Raw genomic sequence first — 18700 nt, 5'->3', positions numbered from 1 at the left:
CAGGTTCCACTACACAATACTTGTCGTTTTACAAAACTATACCTTGCACGAAAACATAGTTTATTGACAAATAACTAGCGATACTGCGCCCGCTGCGGTGCCTGCACACCACCACTCTCCAAACCTGCATACAGATTGCGCAGAATTCACACAGGCTCCCGGCATTCCATTCTTTCCTGAAGATACCGATGAAATACTTTTATGAGACCATGCATATGCGCTTGAACAATATACTGATTGCCACCTGCCTGTGCGGCATGCTTGCTGCCTGTGGTGGTGGCAGTTCCAACTCTACGGCCCCCGTCACCACGCCAGCCGTAGAAGTACAAAAACCGGCAATACTATTGACCGGAGAAGCACTGCGCACCGAAGTTGAACGCTTCCGCAGCATCAACAATTTTCCCGCAGTTTCAGTCACTATCGTCAATCAGGATAAAGTGGAAAACGTCGTGACAGGCACCAGACAGGTGAATGGTAGCCAGAATGTGCAAAGTACAGACTTGTTCCAGCTGGGCTCGCTGACAAAAGCTGCGACTGCCACCATGATAGGCCGCCTGGTAGAGCAAAAGAAGATACGTTGGGATACAACGATAGCAGAAATATTTCCCGCCTGGCGCACGCAAATCCGTTCGGAATATATGAATGTCACGGTAGAACAATTACTGCGCCATCGCTCGGGCTTGCCACGCGAAGTGAATGACGGCACCATAGAAAAAGCACTACCCTTGCTGACTGGTGACTTGCTGGCAGATCGTCGCTCTCTCGCTGTCCTGTTACTACAAGACGCTCCTGAATACCCACCAAACAGCAAGATGGTGTATTCGAATATAGGTTATGCACTGGCAGGTCTGATGGCAGAAGTCGTCGGTGGTGACAGCTATGAAAACCTGATGCAAAAAGAAGTGTTCACGCCGCTCAATATCAAGGGACGCTTCGGATTTCCTGAAGATGTAGGCAGCAATAATAACATCGGGCATACGCTAGTCGCTGGCAACTGGAAAGCCACGCCTGCCCTGATCGATCCCCGCTATGCCTTTTTTATCAATGCGGCTGGCGGCATGAATTTGAGCCTGGCCGACTATGGCATCTTTTTACGTGAACACCTGCGTGGCTTGCAAGGGCAAAGCAATTACCTGAGTCAAGCCAATTTTCAATTGATGCATACAGATGTAGATAGCTATGGTCTGGGCTGGGGTGTCATGACCGTCAAGGGTCTGGGTAATGTCAGCATACATAACGGCACAGAATTGACCTACTATGCCAGCAATAGAGTCATCCCCAGCAAAAACGTTGCGATTGCAATTACCTGCAATTGTTATAACGAGGCGACTATCAGCAAGCTGGATGGTTTTGCTGATTCCTTGCTGCTGCCGCTGATACCACAGCAATAGCGAAAAACTGAATACTTAAAAATTGTTTTGCTTCCAAAAAGTGGCGAAGGTAGAAACATCTTTCGCCACTTTTCAGCCGGGGACAGACATAAACAAAGAAGTTTAAGCATGGCTTGCAGTATAAAACCGCACCAGAGCCAAAGACATTGCAAACACATAGCCATTAATAAAACGCCAGAGGCGCAAGCCATCACCAGTTCGCCAGGCAGAAAATGCTGCAGCAAACAGGCCCATTAGTAGTGGAGTCAATATCAGGTTGGCGACACGTCCCAAATTGCTATGAATAAAAGCTTGCGGAAATATCCATAAGCTGATGAAACCCGCCATGATGCCAAAGGCGATATAAATAATTGCGGTGACAATGGGTGACTGCGGTTCTCGCTGACGCTTTCCAGCTCCTGAAGTAAATACTACTTCAAGAATTTCAAAAACCAGTTGCAAGAGAACTTCAAAAATGAATTCAATCATGGCGCTATATCTTTTTAAGATTGATCAGGGCTTCATACAGATACGATAGAAATCAGAATGACGAAGACCCTGTCTTAGCCCGTAGTAACGACTTAGCGTCCCAGCAATTGCACCGCAACCATGGCCTGCGCTGCAAAACCCGTTAAAAAGGCCAGGGTACGCACCCAGGGTATGCCCAGGGTATAACACACCGCATGTACCAGACGGGCAGCAAAGAACATCATGCTGGCATTGGCGATCGTCACATTGGAAATATTCATGGCGTTCGCCAGCAAGATCAGGGTAGCGAACACCACCAGGTTTTCTACAGCATTGCTATGCGCTTTCATCAGGCGCACTGCCCATTTGGATTGCGGCTTGCTGTTATCTGGATAACCAACTGCTGCCAGCAGGCCACAGGTCAGCACACGGTCAAGTATATAAGGTATCCATAATACGCCAGTCAATATGGTGACATAGCTCAGGTACAGCAATTCTGTTTTCATGCTCGCTCCTCGTCTCAAATTGGATTATCATTGACCGGGCGACTATGTTAGCGCCCGGTGCCAGTGATTATGCTATGACAACAAGCACTTGTGCTTATTTTTTCAACAAGCTCAATTTTTGGCATGAAAACAGCAACAGTTTTATGCAATCCTGCTTAAAACTCCTGTTTTATCCAGGCGAAAACGCGCGAAGTCCTCAGCCAGAAACAGATTCCCCTGATAATGCGCCCTCGCCTCTGTCTCAATATCGCCTATGAATGGTGACCTTTCGCTGTCATGCTGATAGCGCGCACTGAAATGCGTTAGCACCAGATTGGGCAAGGCAGCAGTAGCGGCAAAGCTGGCGACGGCGGCAGCAGAACAATGCTGGACGCGCGCACCCACTTTCTCCGCCACTTCTTCTGTATAAGTCGCTTCATGTACCAGCACGTGGGCTTGCTGACTGGCTTCCAGCAACAAGCCTGGCGCATCATTATCACCGCCGACGATGATGCTGCGTAGTGGATAAGGGTGATGCAGATAATCGTGGCTGATTAATTTTTTCCCCTCATGAATGACATCTTCACCCTTTTTCAAACGTCCCCAGAGCGGGCCTGCAGGTACGCCCTCACCTTGCAGTTTGGCGGTGTCCAGCACCGCCTCAGTATGCTTCTCACTGAAGCGATAAGCATGCGAAGGTACACGGTGTGACAATTTGATTGCGCGCACCGTGACGGCATGATCCTGCCAGGCATCCATGTTCTCAACATCCGTGAATATCAACTCATACGGCAGGAAGGATTCTGACATTGCATGCGTTACCTGCAGCCAGTGTTGTATGCCTGCCGGGGCGATGATATGCAGAGGGCTTTTGCGACCATGCATGGCAGCGCTGGCCAGCAAACCCGGCAAACCATAACAGTGATCACCATGCACATGGGTAATGAAAATCCCCTGCAAATCATGGATGGATAATGAGGTCTGCAATATCTGATGCTGGGTAGCCTCGCCACAATCAACCAGATACCATTCACTGCCCTGGTCAGGCAATAAAGCCAGGCCAGTGACGTTGCGTTGTCGGGTAGGTGCACCTGCCGAGGTGCCTAAAAATAAAATATCCACAAATTCCTTAAACTTGATTGTCTGTTTTTGCTGATTGTATTTGAACGCTGACCTGTTGCAAATTCTAACAATACAGTCTTTAGCATACTATGCTGTATGCTGATTTGCGCTTATGATGCAAGCTCACAATTCATCATCTATCTGAGACATGAAAATTCCTGTTGCCCTGCAATCACTGCAGTCCGTTACCAGTGCCGTTACCAATGCCTTGAGAGAACGCCAGAAAGAACGCAAGCGTCTGCGTGGCCCTGCTGACTTGTATTATGCCATCGCTGACTCCATCAGCATGCTTGATGCAAACTCCTGGCAGGAACTGGCGGCACAATCCGGCTTTTTCATGTCGCTCGAATACCTGGCGGCACTCGAACAGGTCTTGCCACTTAATCTCTCCGCCCGCTACGCGCTGATATTTGATGGTACGGGCGCAGAGCGCCAACTGGTCGCCGCCGTGTATATGCAAATTGCCGATATCAGCCTCGCGCAGGCAAGGCCAGAAAAATCGACTAACACGGATAAAAAATGGGCACTGCCGCTGGACCAACTGGCCCAGCATGCCAAACAGCGCATACTCAGTTGCGGCAATTTCCTGACCTTTGGCCAGCACGGCATTGCCTTTGCCAAAGATGTTGATCCCAAGCTCGCATGGCATGGCGTGGTCGAAGTGTTATACCGCGTGCGTCAGGCAGAAAAACTCGCAGGCAAAACCCATTTTGTCATGATCAAGGATTTACATGATCCTTACATAGACCAGGCTGCCCACCTCGAAAATCTCAGTTACCGCTATGTTGAAACTGAGCCTAACATGGTGCTTGAACTGTCACCCGCCTGGAAAAACTATGATGACTACCTCGCCAGCCTGGCATCCAAATACCGCAGCAATATCCGCAATGCCATCTTCAAACCACTCGATGAAGCTGGCTGCAGCGTAGAAAGGCTGGATGACCTGAGCCCGGTGCTTAACGATATCTTTGCGTTGTACAAAGCGGTACAGGTGAATGCCAACTTCCGTCCGTTTGAATTATTGCCCGAATACTTTCCTGTCTTGCAGGCCGCCGCTGGAGAGAAGTTCAGGTGCAGCGTCATCAAACGTGATGGCCGCTTGTTGGGCTTCTTGATTTCCGTCGCAGACGGCGAAACGGCAATTGCCTATCACATAGGTTTTGACCGCGCCGCCGCTGAAGAATTGCCAATCTACCTGCGCCTGCTGCATGCAGGCATTGCCGATGCAATAGACCTGGGTTGTAAACGCATTTCTTATGGCCGCACAGCACTGGAACCCAAGGCTGCAATCGGTGCCAAGCCGCAAACCTTTGGTGTATTTGTGCGCCACCGTCAACCCGTGCTGAACAAACTCATGAAACGCCTGTTACTGGGCATAGAACATGAAGATGCACCTGACCGCAATCCCTTCAAAAAAGAAAAAGCGGCCAAAGCTGAAACATAATTGTAAAGCCTCGTACAAGCTGCTGCGTTCAGCAGCAGCTTGTACGATAAGCAATAATCGATAAGCGATAAACTCAATAAATCAGGATGCGCCGCACACTACGCGCGCACCACCGCCACCCAATACTGCAGGGTGATCAGAGTGGTTGTCACCACCTATATGTATCATCAGTGAGCGACCTTTGAGGTCAGTCAGTTTCAAACGTGGTGCCAGTACAGGCTGGTTCGCATTGCCACTTGCATCGACATACAAAGGTGGCAAATCGCCCGCATGACCATCACCCCAGGGTGTGCCATGGCGATTGCTGCTTTCTGGATCATAGTGGCCACCTGCACCCAGGGCAGCAACCAGCTTGCCATCTTTTTCTTTGGCGCTGCAATCTGCATTCTGATGTACATGGAATCCATGCAAGCCAGGTGTCAACCCTGTCAAGGCAGGCGTAAACACCAGGCCATATTTGCTTTCAGAGACAACAACCTGACCTAGTTTGGTGCCAACACCAGCTTCACTGACCTGGTTCATGTTCACAGTGACATCCGCCGCAGCGATCAGCGGCAAGGCGCTTAACAAGCAAAAAATTAATTTGGTTTTCATGGTCTTATTACCCTCTTTTACCTTAAAGAAATACAATCAACGCCAACATACGTAACGTATGGAGTGAAAATATACGCGACTGGCATGCGATTGGCAATTTCGAAAAGCCGCTTATAGCCGGGCCTTACATGGCGTTACAAATATAAAGTAATACTATTGCTTTGCGGCAGCTTGCTATCACTATCCAGCCAGAATTTTTCAATATAAGGACGCACCAGATCAAGCTCAGTCGAGGCATGGCGGGTATCTGGAAATTGATGCAGATTTTTCGTTTGCAAGGCGAGTATATGCGCATCCTGCGAAGCAACCCGCCTCAGGAATGGCCACACCAGCAAACGCAATAACCAGGCTGGTGCCCAGCGGTTTTCAATATGCATGCTGGCAAATACATGCGTCACATCTGCAGACTGCGGAGTGAAATGCAGGCTGATGCGCACTATGCTGCCATCCTGATAGCGATATTCAATCTGTGTCGTACCGGCTTGCGCATAGTAAGCACGCTCAGAAATGCGGGGCGATTCAAACAGCCGGTAAAGTATGCCGGATTGCTGCACTTGGCCTCGATAATCCACTGCAAAACCATCTGCAGTCTCGGTGAGAACTGCTTCTACGCCGTTGCGCTGATTATCTTTTCGCACCAGGCCAGGATGAACAAAATGCGTGTGCAGGGGATCAAGAAAATTTTCCAGTGCATTGACGATATGCGAAGACCAGCTTGTTTGCCACAGAAACCTTCTGGAACCCGCAGGCAGATCAGTGATTAGTCTGGGCAGCCCTCTGTCGGCATCGCCATGTTTCGCCAGCCTGACCCAGATCAGCCCATCAAACTCCCTGACATCAAAAGCACGTGCTCCCACTTGCGGAAGGCAAGCCTGTGGCGGCAAGCCAGGTACCCTGACGCAGCGCCCGCCGCTGCCAAAGGTCCAGCCATGGTAAGGGCATTGCAAGCCATCGGCAGTCACCTGGCCCTGCGACAAGGGCACTTGCCGGTGCGGGCACCGGTCTTCGAGGGCCAGCAATTCACCTGACTGCAAACGTGCCAGTGTCAGCGGCTTATCAAGTACTGTCACGGCGATTGGTTTTTGTCTGAGGTCTGCACTACAGGCAGCGACAAACCAGTGTGCATAAACAGCAGGGTTCCACTGACCGCTCATAATTGATATTTCTTCATGACAGGAATGCCTATTTTAGTCGTCAGCCAGCCCAGGCAAGCAATGACTATCCGCGTTCGCATGGGTAAATGCGCAGACCATACTGCACTGTATTCAATAGCGGGCTTGCCACCACGCAAACGCTTGAAATGCGCAGCACCGGCACTGAGATTGACAATCAGTTTGTTTTTGATTGCATGCTCAAATACGGCAGCCATTAGCAAGCGGTACAAACCGAGTTCACGTGGCAGTGCTGTGTTGTAGCCAACGATGGGCGCAGTTACCACGCCCTGTAGTTGAAATAAACCGACAACGGCTTGCAGCACGCCATCGTCTGACTTAAAAGCATAAAAATGCAACAGACCCGCTGTATGCCAGGCTTGCATGAAACTGGCTGTATATTCTGGATTGAGCTGTGAATATTTATCGATATAAAGCAGCTTATACAACTCTGCAATGCGGGCATAATCCTGCTGCCGGATTTCACTGTCGCAGACGCGTAAGAGCGTTGTCGATTTGAGTAAATGCATATCACGCTGTAAATTCGCATGTTGCCTGACACCGTTTGCCAGATCATCAAACAGATATACCTGGCGACTGGGAATAAGCGTCAATCCCTGTTCTCGCAAAGCATGGAGCCAGTCTGCATTCAGCTCCTGGTTCAATGAGCGGAACCAGATGCCATGTCCAGGCCATTTTCTGCGTGCGCCTGCAATCATCTGCGTCAAGGCTTGTTCATTTGTGAGTGCGGGATAGATATTGGTACTCAAAGCCCAGTTATTGATGGTGACAGCCTGGTCTATCCTGGCAAACTTCAATAGATATCCATACACATGGCAGATGAATAAAAACAGGACGCGGCCCATGACATGGGCATAACGTGACATCTCTTCTTGCGCATAACGCCAGTAAGTAGTCAGGGGGGAACATACCCAGGCATCATTGAATTTACCTGAGTTCACTGTGACGGGGAAAACAAGGTCATCAACCCGCAGCACATCCATATCTGCATGCAAGTTATTGATCAATGCGGCATGTGCACCGCTGGTATGAATCTGTGCAAACTTCTCCACGCTGGCTGTAAATTCATGGCTTATCTGGTTTTGATCGGCAAGCATCATGGTTCAGCCAGCTCCTGCCCATCCCACTCTATGTCACGCGTCGCCGCTTCACGCATCGAGCATTTTTGCTGCCATGCCATCAGGGCGAATGAACTCATGTCAGCCAATGCGCCCAGCAAGGGCAAGCGATCTTGTGCTATGCCTATCACTTCGCCCGCTGCTTGATAGTCAGCCCACCATGCGCGTAATTTTCTCTCTTGCACGGCCTGTACCAGCCCGGCACTCAGCATGATGGCTGCAAGCATGCGTGGAGTAGTTGCGGATGGTTGCAGGCACGCATCCAGTTCCCCTGCCAGGGCGGCTGGCAAGGCATCCTGCATGCCAAACAGATGTACGCCGCTGACAGCCCTGGGGTTGCATTCAATCACGCTGGGTATGCCATCCAGTGACTCTATCCAGTCAAATGATATCTGTCCTGTGTAATTGATTGCGGCCACCAGCCTGGTGACGAACTCACGGATTTGCGGCGCATCATAAGGAGCAAAGTAAAAACTGGAACTCTTGCCCAGCCTGTGTCTGGGTTCATACACGACGTGGGCCAACAAACGCCCCTGGTCAGCAACGCTATATGAGCAAAGTTCGCGTCCGGGCTTGAAATGTTGTGCCACCCATGCACCCTGCTGGCCCAATGGAGCCTCGTTATCAGGCATGCCCTGTGGGTAGAGACGGACATGCACACCAAAGCGGGAATACTCAGGCTTGAGTACCAACGGCGTCTTGCCTGCCCAAGCGCGAGCCCCGTCAATACTGCTGACGAGACTGCTGGGTGGGGGATTGCCGCCATATTGTTCTGCCAGCTTCAGGAAATGCCATTTGCTGTGCAGCGTGCGCAATTTATCAAAATCATCGACAAGCACCCTGACACTGACAGGCAGGTATTTTCTGTAACGCGAAAGGAAAAACACTTCTTCGCAAGTGGGCATGAGCAAATCAATTTGGTACTGCGTTATCGCCCGGTTCAAATCATCGATAAATACCTGCGGATGCTGGCTGGGTGCTGCCAGCTGTATGCTGGTTTTTACCGCTGATGACCAGCCTGACAAGCGGCAAGGCACACTGTCTGCGATATAAGCAGTCCAGCCTTGCTGAGAAAAGCGCCGTGCATGATCAAGTGCGACCGGTGCTCTGCCACCCAGTATCAAGACATTAGGCATGTGCCACCTCTGCACTTTTCTCAACGATGTGCCGTATGTGCTGTATATCAGTGCGACTTACACAGCGTATGCGCCGACGCTTGCTGCTTATCTCACCAGCGACATAAGTCATGCTTTTAAAATTGGGGGCTAGCAGGCCCAAGCGCTCTGCCAGACCTGTGATGGCCGCAATCATTTCATTCATCGCTTCATTTATCGTTGCAGTCTCACCGGATTCGATAGCAATCAGCAGTTCGCTGCCATGCTGTTCGAGCCGGTAATCAGGCAAACTAATTGATGCCATGGTAATCGCATGCCTGAGCATGTCAGGATACACCGCCACCAGCTCATGGCCATTGCGCTGCTGCCACCACAATATGTCATCACAACGTCCTTCTATCGCTGCCAGCGCAAGGCTGACACGGCCACATGAACATTGAGCGTCACGTACCCGCAATACATCATTTAGCCTGTAACGTATGACTTTTTGGGTGACTCGGGTAAAGTCGGTAATGATGGGAACAAAACGGGTCTTTTCCTGATCCAGCCATTCTGGTTCTATATGGATAAATTCTTCATTCAGATGCAAGACGCCCAGCTCACAAGTGTAGGCAAGAAAGCCTTCCGTGCACTGGTACAACTGATGCACAGGCAAGCCAAATGCAGCTTCTATTCGCGACTTGTCGTCGGGCTCCAATACCTCGGCTACAGAAATGACGCGCTGGGGTGAAATAGTCAAATGGCCCTGCAATTTCAGTTCTGCAAGCCGGCTCAGGATATGTGCAGGGGCAACCAGTATCGTCGGCACCTGCGCTTGCAACTCTGGCAGATGTACATCCACACCTTCGTATAAATCGTAGAACTTGAAATGTATTCGCTTGCTATTCAAGGTAGTATAAAGATTGCTGTTCGCCCGCAAGAAGAAGGCGATCCTGATTGGTGTGGCGCGAAAGATCAGGCTGTGCAACAAATCTGCAGGCATGGTCCTGGCCATCATGATGCCCGCCCATTTGGCTCGTTCTTTACCTGACGTCAAAAATACGCCGCGTGGCCCTTGAGTGCCGCTGGACAAACCAACGGTAATGCCATCCAGTTCAGCAGAAAAATTACGGCTGTTTTCACTCTGCAGTGCAATGGCACTGGCTTGCTCAAGGCTGATATTGGCGACATTCATATGCTGAAAATATTCCAGCGCGACAGCTTTATCAATCACAGGCAATTCCTGCAGAGTCAAACCAGCATACTGTTGATAAAACGGTGTCAATGGCAATTGCTGTTTGAGAAATGCTGTAATCTTTTTTTGTTGCCATGCTTGTAGCGCAGCTCTGCTGGAAAAGCGCAACAGCCAGCGCGTCCTGACAAAATGAAACACCAGCCTGCAAAGATCAGTCAGTTTCATGCTTGCTGCCCACCATTCAAATGTTCCCAGCTTTGCTTGCAATGTGATGGCAGCAGCACTGCGCCATCTGCTATGCAGGCTACTTTTTGCAAAGCTGCAAAACTTTGCTGATATTGCCTGACACTACTAAAAATGCGGCTCGCAAACCAGGTCGGCAGCTGATTATTTTTCAGCGCTTCGATAGACCAACAGGCATCCGCAACCAGGAAAATACGCCTGTCATCATGACGCTTGAAGCTAATGCCTATCTGCCCCTGGGAGTGACCAGGCAAAGGTATGGCAATCAGACTGCCATCACCAAAAATATCAAAACCGTTGCGAAGCGCAGCAAGCTCAGCAGGAAGACCCAGGCTGGCACTGTCTTCCGCAAAAATCACCCTGTCGGCAAAATCAGGCGGCAGCAAGGCAGAAAGAAAACCATGCATCAAACCGCCCAGGCGCGACATGCTGCTGGCACTATCGTATTCAGCACGCGAGATGATTAACTTTGCATTGGGAAAATCGCACAGTCCGGCAATATGATCACCATGGACATGCGAGATCACGACATAATTGATGTCGCCAGCCCGTATGCCTAATTGCGCCAGTTGTTGCGTCAACACTTCTTCCGGTGCCAGTGTCATTGGTGTAGTCCAGCGGTACAGGCGCTCAGGAAACGGCTGGGTCGCCTGCATGAAGTGCTGGCTATAGCCAGTATCAAACAGGATATTCCCGCGCGTGGGATGTATCAGCAAACCACACAGGGCAGGAAACATCACGCTCTGCCAGCGCCCGCCACGCATCGCGATACATTCCGGATGATTGCAATGACCGGCTTTCAGCCAATGGAATTGAAGACGTGGTGTGATCATGCCTGCAAGCCTTGCTGCTTCCACCATTGCGCGGTGCGGGCTATGCCTTCGTCAAGCGTCACAACAGGACTGTATCCCAGCACATCACGTGCGCGGGATAAATCCAGGGTTTGTGAATAAGCCAGGGTTGCCAGTGAATAACGGGTAAACGGCGGTTCCCATTGTGGCCTGAGCTTTGCGACACCTTCAAGCAAACGGGCAAACAGGTCTGCCACAATATATGGCCGGTGTACCGTGTGCAAGGGAATACCAAATTGTTCCGCCATTTTTGCAAACAGATCGGCGGCGGCAATGGGCTCACCATTGGAAATATTGAATACCTGCGCTGTATCTGATGGAGCCAGCTTCATGGACAACTTGACGGCGTGAACGACATTATCAACATAGGTCATATCCAGCAAAGCCTGCCCGTTCCTCAACAATGGCAATCGTCCATATCTTAACAGGCGCAGCAAACGCGGCAGCAAGGCATTATCCCATGGACCAAAAATGGCCCTTGGCCTAAGTATCACGCACAAGGGTATAGCCCCAGCGATAACCAGTCCTTCAGCCTCTTGTTTGCTGCGCGCATATTCGTTCACGCCTGCTGGCAAGACACTATCTTCACGTATACTCAACTGATCTCGAAATTTAAAATAAATGCTGGGCGACGAAATATTGATCAGGCAAGGAATAGCATTTGCCTGGCATGCCGCCAGCACTTCGCTGGTGGATGCGACATTGGCATTGTGAAAAGCACGCTGGCTACCCCACGGCGAAGTCAATGCGGCGCTGTGTATCATTACATTGGCTGCTTTACTGCAAGCCAGTAATTGTTCACGCGCATGTTGTGTGCCATGCTCCAGAGGAACGAATTCAACCGACTTTGCCGCCGCCAGCACTATACTGCGGGCGACATCTGCATTGCGCCCTGTGAACAAGACCTCATGGCCATCTTGCGCCAGTTGCCACACCAAATGCCTGCCCAGAAAACCCGTGCCACCCGTAATAAGAATTTTCATATCAATACGTCAGTAAACCAGCACCATGCCGCCCAATGTCAGGCCTGCGCCTGAACCTATCAGCATCATGCTGTCACCTCTTTGCACTTGCTGCCCGGTTCTGCAAAGGTGCAGTGCAGTCGGTAGAGAAGCGCCTACCTGGTTGCCATAATCTGCAAAAATATTCATGACCTTTTCAGAGGATACGTCCAGACGTTTGGTCAGATGATGTATGGCCAACTGGCTGGCCTGATGCGGCACTATCTTCTTGATCTGTTTCATGTCTACATCGGCAGTTTCGAGCAAACCCTCCACAAAGTCAGACATTTCAGCAGCAATCAGTTTAAAGGCCAAGCGCCCTTCCATCTGGAAAACTGACAAGGGATCAATCGACGCCAACATCCTGCGCGGATGGTAACGCGAGCCACCGGCTGGTATCCTGCAATGCTCAACCCCGGCGGATATCGTCACACTGCGCGACGACAATATGCGTGAAGATTCGGTCGGCAATGATCGCCGTATCACTACCGCAGCTGCGCCATCACCAAAAATACCGCATTCGGTCAGGTTACTCCAGTCCAGCCCAAAGGTGGCGATGTCTGATGACACCAGCATCACATTTTTATAGCGCCCGCATTCAACCAGATAACTCATGGTATCAAGGCCAGTCAAAAAAGACATGCAACTGGCGCCGATATCAAAAGTCGTCGTGCGGCGGCCAGACAATTTCAACTCGGCATGGATCAGTGCTGCGTTATAAGGCAAGGCCTGATCCATAGTGGCCGAGGTAGCGACCAGGCAATCGATATCGTCCGAGGCCAGGCCGGCATCTTGCAGTGCCTGGGTGCAGGCACGTGCCGCCAGTTGAGCGGCGGTTTCGGTAGTCGATAAAAACCGCCTGCGCACACCGGTTTTTTTGAAACTGGTTCCAGCGCGCAAACCAAGCCTGTTATCCAGTGCAGCACTGCTGACTTCTTGTGCGGGTACAGCCATCCCACTTCCTATGATCCTGACATGACGCGTGTTCAAACAATTCTCCATCTGGCTAACACCCAATTGGGTACTCATATAATGAGTCCATCATAAGCAAAAGCACCATAAAAATAAATATTCTTGTAAAAAACGATGACATATAATCTAAAAAGGATCAAATATTAATACCAATCCCATCAATCACCTTATGACTGAAGCTAAACGTCTGCTAGCAACCCTGAAGCGCCTGCTCAAATCACGCGGCTACACTTACCGCAAAATCGCTGCAGCACTGTATCTGTCCGAGCCCACAGTCAAACGTCTTTTTTCAAATGGAAACATATCGCTGGAAAGGCTGACACAACTGGCAGCACTGGCCGACATGACGATACAGGAACTGGTCAACGAAGCAGGCAATGACGAACCGCGTATCGTACACCTGAGTTTGCAGCAGGAAAAAGAACTGGCGGCCGACACCATTTTATTGCTGGTGGCAGTGTGCACCTTGAATCAATGGAGCCTGGCAGATATCGTCAAGGCCTACCAGATTTCAGAACCCACATGCCTGCAGCACTTGCTGCGGCTCGATAAACTAAGACTGATAGACCTGTTGCCAGGCAATCGCATACGTCTCAATATCAGCCGCGATTTTGACTGGTTGCCAGAAGGCCCGATACGGCAACTATTCCGGCAACAGGCATTGGGAGATTTTGTCGATGATGGATTTCATGCCACCAGTGACAGTTTCGTTTTTTTGAATGGCATGTTGACACCGGCTGCCGCCCTGCAATTCCAGGCAAAATTAAGACGGCTGAAACAGGACTTTGCAGACCTGCATCAGGAAAGCCTGGCCGTGCCGCTGGCACAACGCCATGGCACCGGGCTGCTATTCGCCATGCGCGTGTGGGAACCAAAGGTTTTTAAAACGCTGCGTCGCCCTTAAGAAATATTTACGCTTCAAGAATTTGTCGCAAAGCCTCCTGGCCTTTGGGCGTTACACTGACGACACGTGAATGCGGGGTACGCAGTATCCAGGCTTCTCTAACAAACAAGTTCAACAACTCGGCACCCAGTACACCCGCCAGATGCGGGCGGCGCTGCGTCAGGTCTATGCAGCAGCGGGCATATATGCGGCGGCTCTTTGTGTGCTCAGCGCTTGTCTCAGGCCTTGCAATACCCAGAGCGACGAGCTTTTCACTGCCCAAGGTGCTTGGCTTGAAATTCTTGCCATCTGCTTCCAGCCATTTCGCTTTGAGCATGGCATCCAGCAATTGCACGGCCAATTCACCTGCAAGGTGGTCATAACAAGTCCTTGCATGTAAAAACGGCTTGGGCATGATACGTACCAAGGCAGGCTGAGCTGGCCGGCGTGATGCTTTAGTGTGAGTTGCTGCACCAAGAACGGCCATGGATTCTATGAGACTCGCAGCCTCAGCACTGGCAATACGAAAATAGCGATGCCGTCCATGTGCCTGCGACATTAACAAGCCACCTTCAACCAGCTTTGCCAGATGCGCACTTGCAGATTGTGCCGACACGTTTGCTGCAAATGCCAGTTCACCTGCAGGACGCGTAGTGCCATCAATCAGTGTCCATAGTATGGCTGCACGTGCGGGGTCTGCCATCAAAGCTGCAATGCGGGGAATAATACCGGGAATATTGTGCGCATCGTCCATAGTTCATCCTGGGCTGAAATGTCGGGATGACATCTTGCCCATAATGTACATCACTATCCACAACGAAAGATGAACATGCATATTCCCCACAATATCGGCATCGCCAGCCAGATCGGCAAATACACCGATGCGCAAGAAGTGTCTGGTCACGCCCGGTGGTTATTTACCTCTGGCACACCAGGCCTGGATGAGGACGGCAATTTGCCAGACGACATTATCGGCCAGGCCGATCTTGCCTGGCGCAATATTGTCCACATGCTGGAAAGCAGCAAAATGACAATGGCGGATATCGTCAAAGTGACTCACTATCTGACCAGAGAATCCGACATCGCGGAGTACGTCAAGGTACGCAGTCATTATCTTGGAGATGCGCGCCCGGCATCCATGCTAATGATCACACCAGCCTTGGTCAAGCCAGGCTTTTTGCTGGAAATAGAAATCATCGCAGCACAATATTGATACTGCCTTGACAGCGGCATGAAGCTTGATTGAAGCTGGTGATTTGATTGGCCATGTCCCGGCAAATGCCTGTTCATGGCTGCATCCATTTATATTTTTATACTGGCGCGATCATATGTCCAGATCATAACAACGCTGGCTCAATGCAAATTGTATAAGGACATGTGCTTCCTGCATTTGCAGGAACTGATTTCATAATTATTATCGAAATGAAAAAAGTAACGCAGTAAGGCCCAGGTTTCATGCAATTTCAGTCATCTATCCGATTGATTTGCACCCTAATTCTATTCATGTACTCGCAATTTCACACTATTTAGCTGACAATGCTGCTGATACTTTGCGCGTGGAGAATTGGGTGGAAATTGGGATGGACCTGTTGTTGAGTGTGGGCATAACACTGATCGTCGTTATTTTGCTTTTGCAGGCCGCAACCCTGCTGGTAAGCGCCAACCGCTTACTAAAATTACCATTATGGACACCACGCAAAACGCCCTGCCTGCGCACAGCCAGCGGCGGACTTTTACCTATACTTGAAGCAGCCCGTGCTGAAATGGAGAAAGCCGGGTTCCGTTACATGCACAGTTGGCGTGAACGTTCGATGATCGCGTCCGAAGATATTCCAGCCAGTTATTGCGATGTCTATCACCATCTGGCGCAAGATGTGCTGGCTGAGGTTTATCCAAACGAGTCGCTGCTTGATTCAAGTCTCTACACTGTTTTTCTATGGAATACCTATGTCGATGGAAAAACCCTGCTGACAATCAATGGTTCTTTGCAAACCAGAATACCTTACCCTTCAAGGGTCAGCGCTATCAGCGACAAGAGTGGCAATCTGGCGGGACAACTGGCAACGCATTTACATGTGCGCGAGCTGATTAACGTGCAACGCAGTGACCCTGCCGATGCCCCGGGAATTTCCCAGAACCTGGCCGAACGCTGGCTGGTAAGACTGGAAAGAGAAGGCAAAATATATCAACGAGACCAGCGCGGCGAAGAAAATATTTATGGTTTCCGCCTGTGGCCCGCCCTGAAACTGGCGTGGCAATTGCGCAGAGAGAGCACACATAAATCCATGAAATCTCTGTCAAGATCAGACGCAGCCAGCACTTTGGCGAATATTGACGGAGAGCGTTTGAACACGGCACTTCGCTTGCGCGACCGCCATGCTTTCATACGCTCGCTATGCACCTTGCGCTCAATGCGCGCACCACGCTGGTATCAATATTCAAGCTTTGCATTGTCAGCTTTGTTATTTCTCGCATTGGGTACCTGGTGGTGGGGCATTGCCGGTGCCATTGTCATTGGCGCTGTCATTGCCTTGCATGAAAGCGGGCACTGGCTGGCAATGAAAATGGCAGGATTTCGCGATGTACAGGTATTTTTTGTACCAGGTATGGGAGGCATCACCAGTGGAGAAAAACATGAAGCCCGTCCTCTGACGCATTTGCTGGTCTATCTGGCAGGCCCTCTGCCTGGCCTGCTATTATCTCTGGCCGGCATGGCCTTGATATTCAGGGAACCAGGCATACTCAATACGGCATGGGGGCCACTTCTGTCGATGGCAACGATGGCATCTTTCATGGTGAATGGATTTAATCTCCTGCCTTTATTGCCACTTGATGGTGGTCGGGTGATAGAGCTTTTGCTCATGGCCCGTTTGCCCTGGTTGCGGTTTTTATTTGCCTTATGCAGTGGCCTTGCCATACTGGGATATGGCTTATACAGCGGCGACAAGGTATTGGCTGGCATAGGCATGTTTGCGCTCATTGGTGCGCAATTCCAGTACAAATTCGCCAGCGCGGCTGCACTTTTATCCAGGCAAAATGTCGGTGCACCAGGAAAGGAAAAAAACTTTTCTCAAGCGGCGGCTGATTTATTTGATTTTCTGAGTCAAGAAAAATTCAGCAAATGGAGTTACGCCAGTAAACTGACCGTGGGTCAAACCATATTGTCGCGCTACCTTGGTGGCCTGCCCGGCTGGAAAGAAAGTAGTGCAGGTATGGCTTTGTATCTGGCCTGCATTATTTTACCGCTGGCCGCCTTGTTTGCCATGTTCTACTCTGCACCATCCGTCATGACGAGCATGACATATCAGGGCATGTCTGCATTGCTGGCCTCAGACGATGCCAGCAAGCCCGTGGCAATAAGCGAGCATGCAAACAGGGATAACGAACGCTCCTGGCAAGAAGAAAGGATGAAGCAAAGACAGGCAAGATCCGAGAAAATCTCTGCCGCGCAAGGTAGTGAAAGAGCAGACATACTCAGGTCTGTACTGGATGAGGCCAGGGAAGCTGATCCTGAAGATGCTTTGCGTATCGCCAAAATGTATTACGCTGAAAATAATAACTCGTTGCAGCCAACCTATCTGCATGCAGATGCGGCGCTGGCAATGGCAAACGCAATACGTGAATGGTCAGAGCTGGATGACACTGAAAACGCAAAGAAAAACGATACAGACATCGCCAACTATCTGCAGGAAGCAGAAGCCATTCTGCGTGCAAGACTGCGTGAGCAAGGTGAAAGACGTGACGCACGTTTGCTGGCAGAAGTTTTGCAGGCACGCGATATCGATACGGAAAATCCCGCACAACTGAGCTTGAAAGAAGAAGTCGTCAACCTGCTTGCAAAAGACAAAAAAGCAGATGACACAGAGTTACTGCAAGCAAGGCAGATGCTTGCACGCGCCTACTATAAAATAGGCAGGGCTGAAGATGCAGAAAATCAATTGCGCACCGCAGATGAAGATTTTTCTTGCGCAAGCAAAGACACCGAAAATATTCTCTGCCGCATGTTAAAGAGTGATCAGGCCTGGCTATTGCTGAATCTCAAGAAACTTGCTGCTGCTCAGCACATGCTCAAGTCTCTGGCATACCATCCAAAGCAGCAAACAGGGGTGGATATCGTCGGGCGCGACATCCACCAGATCAAATGGACCATCGCCATGCACCAGAAAGACTATAACCAGGCCAGGCTGGAAGCCCTGGCTCTCGCGCAATCACCGGTACCTGGTACTGGCAACTGGCTTACAGATCTGTTCATGCGGCGCGCCCAGCCGATAGATTTTCAGCAATCAGAGTTGATGCTGATGCTGATAGAAACGCTGCGTGCAAAGGGTGAACAGGAAGAAGCAAGCAAAATTGCAGGCCAGTTGCAAGAAGCACTGCACAAGGCGCGGACAGAACCCGGCAATATCAGGTCAGTCAGCAGTGAAAACCCATGCAGAACCCATGTCCAGGGTGACGTCTGGAAAAGTCAGTTTCAGCAAACCCTGCTCAATATTGAGCAAAGAGAAACCCGCTGCAGTCCCCGCACGAGTATGGGCCAGATGTCCCGTTGAGACTGAGAAATGAAGCAAAACCAGGCGAATGCCTGCCGTACTTCTTCGCCGGGAACAGAACGAGCCCAGAGTCATGGCATTTTCCTGTCACAGGCAAATGTGGGTGTCGCAGCTTGCACTTGTAGCAATTGATAAAGT

General features: G+C 50.5%; 17 protein-coding genes. 5 read left to right on the top strand and 12 right to left on the bottom strand.

The features are described 5' to 3' along the window. Positions 1-188: 188 nt before the first annotated feature. Complete coding sequence (locus tag ACO0LN_RS12070; protein WP_422974037.1) at positions 189-1391, top strand: serine hydrolase domain-containing protein; 1203 nt, start codon at positions 189-191, stop codon at positions 1389-1391. A 102-nt stretch (positions 1392-1493) separates the two neighbouring features. On the opposite strand, the gene ACO0LN_RS12065 is transcribed toward ACO0LN_RS12070, so the two are convergent. From ACO0LN_RS12065 to ACO0LN_RS12055, 3 genes are all read right to left on the bottom strand, one after another. After that, positions 1494-1859 carry a hypothetical protein gene (locus ACO0LN_RS12065; protein WP_422974035.1) on the bottom strand — a complete coding sequence of 122 codons (366 nt, stop codon included), beginning with the start codon at positions 1857-1859 and terminating at the stop codon, positions 1494-1496. Between the two features lie 92 nt (positions 1860-1951). After that, positions 1952-2344, bottom strand: coding sequence for an MAPEG family protein (locus tag ACO0LN_RS12060; protein ID WP_422974033.1), 393 nt, complete (start codon positions 2342-2344; stop codon positions 1952-1954). A gap of 141 nt (positions 2345-2485) precedes the next feature. Further along, on the bottom strand, positions 2486-3445 hold the full coding sequence (locus ACO0LN_RS12055; RefSeq protein WP_422974031.1) for a ribonuclease Z: 960 nt from the start codon (positions 3443-3445) through the stop codon (positions 2486-2488). Between the two features lie 148 nt (positions 3446-3593). On the opposite strand from ACO0LN_RS12055, the gene ACO0LN_RS12050 reads away from it, so the two are divergent. Further along, positions 3594-4889 (top strand): GNAT family N-acetyltransferase, encoded by a 1296-nt coding sequence (locus tag ACO0LN_RS12050; protein WP_422974029.1) that lies wholly within the window; start codon positions 3594-3596, stop codon positions 4887-4889. 81 nt (positions 4890-4970) lie between these two features. Here the strand turns inward: ACO0LN_RS12050 and sodC are convergent, their stop codons facing one another. The 8 genes from sodC to ACO0LN_RS12010 all read right to left on the bottom strand — a co-directional run bounded on the left by sodC (position 4971) and on the right by ACO0LN_RS12010 (position 13186). After that, on the bottom strand, positions 4971-5483 hold the full coding sequence (gene sodC, locus ACO0LN_RS12045; protein WP_422974027.1) for a superoxide dismutase [Cu-Zn] SodC: 513 nt from the start codon (positions 5481-5483) through the stop codon (positions 4971-4973). A 134-nt stretch (positions 5484-5617) separates the two neighbouring features. Beyond that, on the bottom strand, positions 5618-6637 hold the full coding sequence (locus ACO0LN_RS12040) for a Rieske 2Fe-2S domain-containing protein (protein ID WP_422974025.1): 1020 nt from the start codon (positions 6635-6637) through the stop codon (positions 5618-5620). Then, entirely contained in the window at positions 6634-7755 is a 1122-nt protein-coding gene (locus ACO0LN_RS12035; protein WP_422974023.1) for a GNAT family N-acetyltransferase, read from the bottom strand. The genes ACO0LN_RS12040 and ACO0LN_RS12035 overlap by 4 nt, the downstream gene beginning before the upstream one ends. Next, positions 7752-8909, bottom strand: coding sequence for an ATP-grasp domain-containing protein (locus ACO0LN_RS12030; protein ID WP_422974021.1), 1158 nt, complete (start codon positions 8907-8909; stop codon positions 7752-7754). Before ACO0LN_RS12030 ends, ACO0LN_RS12035 begins: the two co-directional genes overlap by 4 nt. Further along, positions 8902-10287 (bottom strand): F390 synthetase-related protein, encoded by a 1386-nt coding sequence (locus ACO0LN_RS12025; protein ID WP_422974019.1) that lies wholly within the window; start codon positions 10285-10287, stop codon positions 8902-8904. Before ACO0LN_RS12025 ends, ACO0LN_RS12030 begins: the two co-directional genes overlap by 8 nt. After that, positions 10284-11138: an MBL fold metallo-hydrolase gene (locus ACO0LN_RS12020; RefSeq protein WP_422974017.1), complete on the bottom strand. Its 855-nt coding sequence runs from the start codon at positions 11136-11138 to the stop codon at positions 10284-10286. Before ACO0LN_RS12020 ends, ACO0LN_RS12025 begins: the two co-directional genes overlap by 4 nt. Continuing rightward, entirely contained in the window at positions 11135-12139 is a 1005-nt protein-coding gene (locus ACO0LN_RS12015) for an NAD-dependent epimerase/dehydratase family protein (RefSeq protein WP_422974015.1), read from the bottom strand. The genes ACO0LN_RS12020 and ACO0LN_RS12015 overlap by 4 nt, the downstream gene beginning before the upstream one ends. 9 nt (positions 12140-12148) lie before the next feature. Beyond that, positions 12149-13186 carry a 3-oxoacyl-[acyl-carrier-protein] synthase III C-terminal domain-containing protein gene (locus ACO0LN_RS12010; protein ID WP_422974013.1) on the bottom strand — a complete coding sequence of 346 codons (1038 nt, stop codon included), beginning with the start codon at positions 13184-13186 and terminating at the stop codon, positions 12149-12151. A 112-nt stretch (positions 13187-13298) separates the two neighbouring features. Between ACO0LN_RS12010 and ACO0LN_RS12005 the strand changes: the two genes are divergently transcribed. Beyond that, the gene (locus ACO0LN_RS12005) at positions 13299-14033 is read left to right on the top strand and encodes a helix-turn-helix domain-containing protein (protein ID WP_422974011.1); all 735 of its coding nucleotides are present in this window, start codon (positions 13299-13301) and stop codon (positions 14031-14033) included. A 7-nt stretch (positions 14034-14040) separates the two neighbouring features. Here the strand turns inward: ACO0LN_RS12005 and ACO0LN_RS12000 are convergent, their stop codons facing one another. Beyond that, the gene (locus tag ACO0LN_RS12000; protein WP_422974009.1) at positions 14041-14766 is read right to left on the bottom strand and encodes an ArsR/SmtB family transcription factor; all 726 of its coding nucleotides are present in this window, start codon (positions 14764-14766) and stop codon (positions 14041-14043) included. A 75-nt stretch (positions 14767-14841) separates the two neighbouring features. Between ACO0LN_RS12000 and ACO0LN_RS11995 the strand changes: the two genes are divergently transcribed. Then, positions 14842-15225, top strand: coding sequence for a RidA family protein (locus ACO0LN_RS11995; RefSeq protein WP_422974007.1), 384 nt, complete (start codon positions 14842-14844; stop codon positions 15223-15225). Positions 15226-15592: 367 nt separating this feature from the next. After that, positions 15593-18562, top strand: a complete 2970-nt coding sequence (locus tag ACO0LN_RS11990) for a hypothetical protein (RefSeq protein WP_422974005.1) — start codon at positions 15593-15595, stop codon at positions 18560-18562. Positions 18563-18700 lie beyond the last annotated feature (138 nt).

Origin of the sequence: Undibacterium sp. TC9W, assembly GCF_049339865.1 — a bacterium.
GTDB lineage: Bacteria > Pseudomonadota > Gammaproteobacteria > Burkholderiales > Burkholderiaceae_D > Undibacterium.
This window is presented reverse-complemented; position numbering and strand designations above follow the sequence as displayed.